This is a genomic window from Frankia sp. CcWB2 (genome assembly GCF_977927585.1).
The window spans coordinates 3,136-5,972 of sequence record NZ_CDWRCM010000258.1; the positions used below are offsets into that span (position 1 = coordinate 3,136).

The 2,837-nt window shown below is 70.7% G+C and carries 2 protein-coding genes; one reads left to right on the forward strand and one right to left on the reverse strand.

Annotated features, from left to right (window positions below):
- Nucleotides 1-168 precede the first annotated feature (168 nt).
- Entirely contained in the window at nt 169-990 is an 822-nt protein-coding gene (locus tag ACY45C_RS19830; RefSeq protein WP_462189068.1) for a hypothetical protein, read from the forward strand.
- Between the two features lie 109 nt (nt 991-1,099).
- On the opposite strand, the gene ACY45C_RS19835 is transcribed toward ACY45C_RS19830, so the two are convergent.
- Nucleotides 1,100-2,837, reverse strand: a 1,738-nt coding sequence (locus ACY45C_RS19835) for an FAD-dependent oxidoreductase (RefSeq protein WP_462189069.1), incomplete at its 5' end; no start/stop codon positions are given.

Consider the following 2,837-nt stretch of genomic DNA (forward strand, 5'->3'; position numbering starts at 1 on the left):
CCCAGGCAAGTCACCCAAGTATGAGTGACACGCTACAGAAGGTTGACGCGTTGGAGAAGCCCGCCGACGGGGTACGGCACACTTCACAGATCTTGACCAGACCGAACCCAGGCACACCACCAGTTCCATGGCCGGACGCCTCGACCATCGGCTCAACGAGAGGGCATCATGAGTACGACATTGAAGGACAGACTGTCACATGTTACTGACACGGCGCCGGTTAGCGGGCTGTCCGACACCGCGAAGAGCGCCGCCGACCGCGCCGGCACGGTCGCTCACAAGGCGGCGAGCAAGGCCGGGGGTACGGCCGGATCGGCCGCGTCGGCCACCAGGGATGTGGGCACCAGCGTGGCGCACCGGATCTCCGACGCCTCCAGCACGGCCACCAAGACCGGTGTGTCGGCCCAGAAGGCAGCCGGGAAGGCCGCGGGCCGGGCCGTCGGCAAAGCCACCGCCGTGTCCGGTCGGACCGCCAAGCGGATCGAGAAGGCCCGGGCGCATGCCGAGCTCTCCGCCGAACGCGCCCGGGCCGCCGCCGAGCTGCGGGCGGAGAAGCATCGCTCCCGGCGCGCGGTGCAGCGCGAGACCAAGGCGCGCCTGCAGGCCGACAAAGCCCAGGAGATCCTGGAGAAGCGGCTGGCGAAGGCCGAGTCCAAGCTCGCGAAGGTGCACCGCCGTCGGCGGCGGGGGTTCCTCACGCTCGCCATCGTCGGCGCGGGTGCGGCGGGTATCGCCGCGGTGCGGCGGTACCTGGCCCAGGCTGAGGAAAGCCCAGCCGCCACCGCCGAGCCCATGCCGCTTGACACCACCACCACCGCCGCCCCATCCCCCACCAAGACCACTGCACCCCTCGCCGACACCACCGCATCCCCCGCCGGCACGGACACCCGGGGCGCCTTCGACGAAGGCCTGTCCGCCTCGGCGACCCCTGACTTCGAGGAGTTGCCCGGCGTCGACACGTCGCGCGGTGCGCCCAGCCGGCGGCGCTGAGACCACATGCCGGCGTAAGACCACGTGCCGGCGATCGCCGTGCCGGGCAAAGCGCGGATGCCGGGCACGCCCGCATCCCAGCAGCTCGTGGCCAGCATCCGGCAACCGGTTACCTCGTCCCCGCGACCGGGCCGGCCGTGACGTCCACGCGGTAGGTCCCAGGAGCGCCGGCTGGAACGGCGGGATGTGCCGGTAGTCTCGGCGCGACCGGCCGGTAGGCCGCCCCGAGGGGTGGGCGCGGGTCGGGTTCCCCCTTGTTCGGCCAGAAGGACATCGCCCGTTCGGCCTGCGCGGTGATGGTCAACGACGGGTTCGCGCCGAGGTTCGCCGAGACCGCGGCGCCGTCGACGACGTGCAGCCCCTCGTATCCGAAGACCCGGTGATAGGGATCGATCACTCCGGTGGTGGGATCCGTGCCGATGGGGGCCCCGCCGAGGATGTGCGCGGTCAGCGGGATGTTGGCGATCTCGCCGATCGACCCGCCGGGGTAACCGCCCATCCTGGCCGCGATCCGGCGGGCGGCGTCGTTGCCCTCCGGGATCCAGGAGGGGTTCGGCTCACCGTGTCCTTGCCGGCTCGTCAGCCAGCCGAGACCGAACGGTCCACGGCGCAGGGAAACGATCAACGAGTTGTCCCACGACTGCATGACCAGCGCGATGATGGTCCGCTCGGACCATCGCCAGGGCAGTGACGACGCCAGCGCCTGATGCGGGTGGAGCACGACCTGACGCAGGTATTTCAGCCAGCGCGGCACCCGCCCGCCGCCGTCGGTCATCGACGCACTGATCAGTGCCATCAGGTTGCTCCCCCGGCCGTAGCGCACGGGTTCGATGTGGGTGTGCTCGTCGGGGTGGAAGGACGAGGTGATCGCGACTCCCCGGACGATCCGCCGATCGGGGCGCAGCCTGGATGCGCCCAGGATCGCCTCGGAGTTCGTCCGGGTGAGATGACCGAGCCGGTTGGACAACGCCGGCAGGTCACCGCTCTGTTTCATCGCCAGCAGCAGCCGCTGGGTCCCCAGGGTGCCGGCGGCGAACACGACCTGCTCCGCGGTGAGGGTACGTCGCCGACGCCGTACGAGACCCCCCGTCCGGACCAGGTCGAGCTCGTACCCGCCGGTCGAGCGTGGCCGGACGGCCGTGACCGTGGCGTCCGGGACTACCCGCACACCGGCCCGCTCGGCCAGGTACAGGTAGTTACAGTCGAGGGTGTTCTTGGCCCCTCGACGGCAGCCGCTCATGCACTCCCCGCACTCCACGCATCCCGTCCGAGCCGGGCCGGCGCCGCCGAAGTACGGGTCGGGGACCCGCACGCCGGGTTCCCGGCGGCCGTCGCGGCCGAAGAAGACACCGACCGGCGCCGCCGCGAAGGTGGACCCGGCCCTCATCTCCTCGGCGACCGTGCGAAACACCTCGTCGGAGTACGTCGTCGTCGGGTTGGGATTCACCCCGAGCATGCGTTCGGCCTGGTCGAAGAACGGCTCCAGCTCACGGCGCCAGTCGGTGATGTCCCGCCACTGCGGGTCGGTATAGAAGGCGTCGAGCGGGCGGTACAGCGTGTTCGCGTAGACGACCGAGCCGCCACCGACCGCCGTTCCGGACAGCACCACGACCCGACCCAACCAGGTGATCTTCTGGATGCCGTGGCAGCCCAACCGCGGCAGCCACAGGTACCGGCGAACGTGCCAGCTGTTCTTCGGCAGCGTGCCCGGGGTGAACCGGCGACCGGCCTCCAGCACGAGGACACGATGGCCCTTCTCCGCGAGCCGTAGCGCGCTGACGCTGCCGCCGAACCCGCTCCCGATCACGATCACGTCGGCGTCATAGCCGCCGTCCGACCGGGAATCA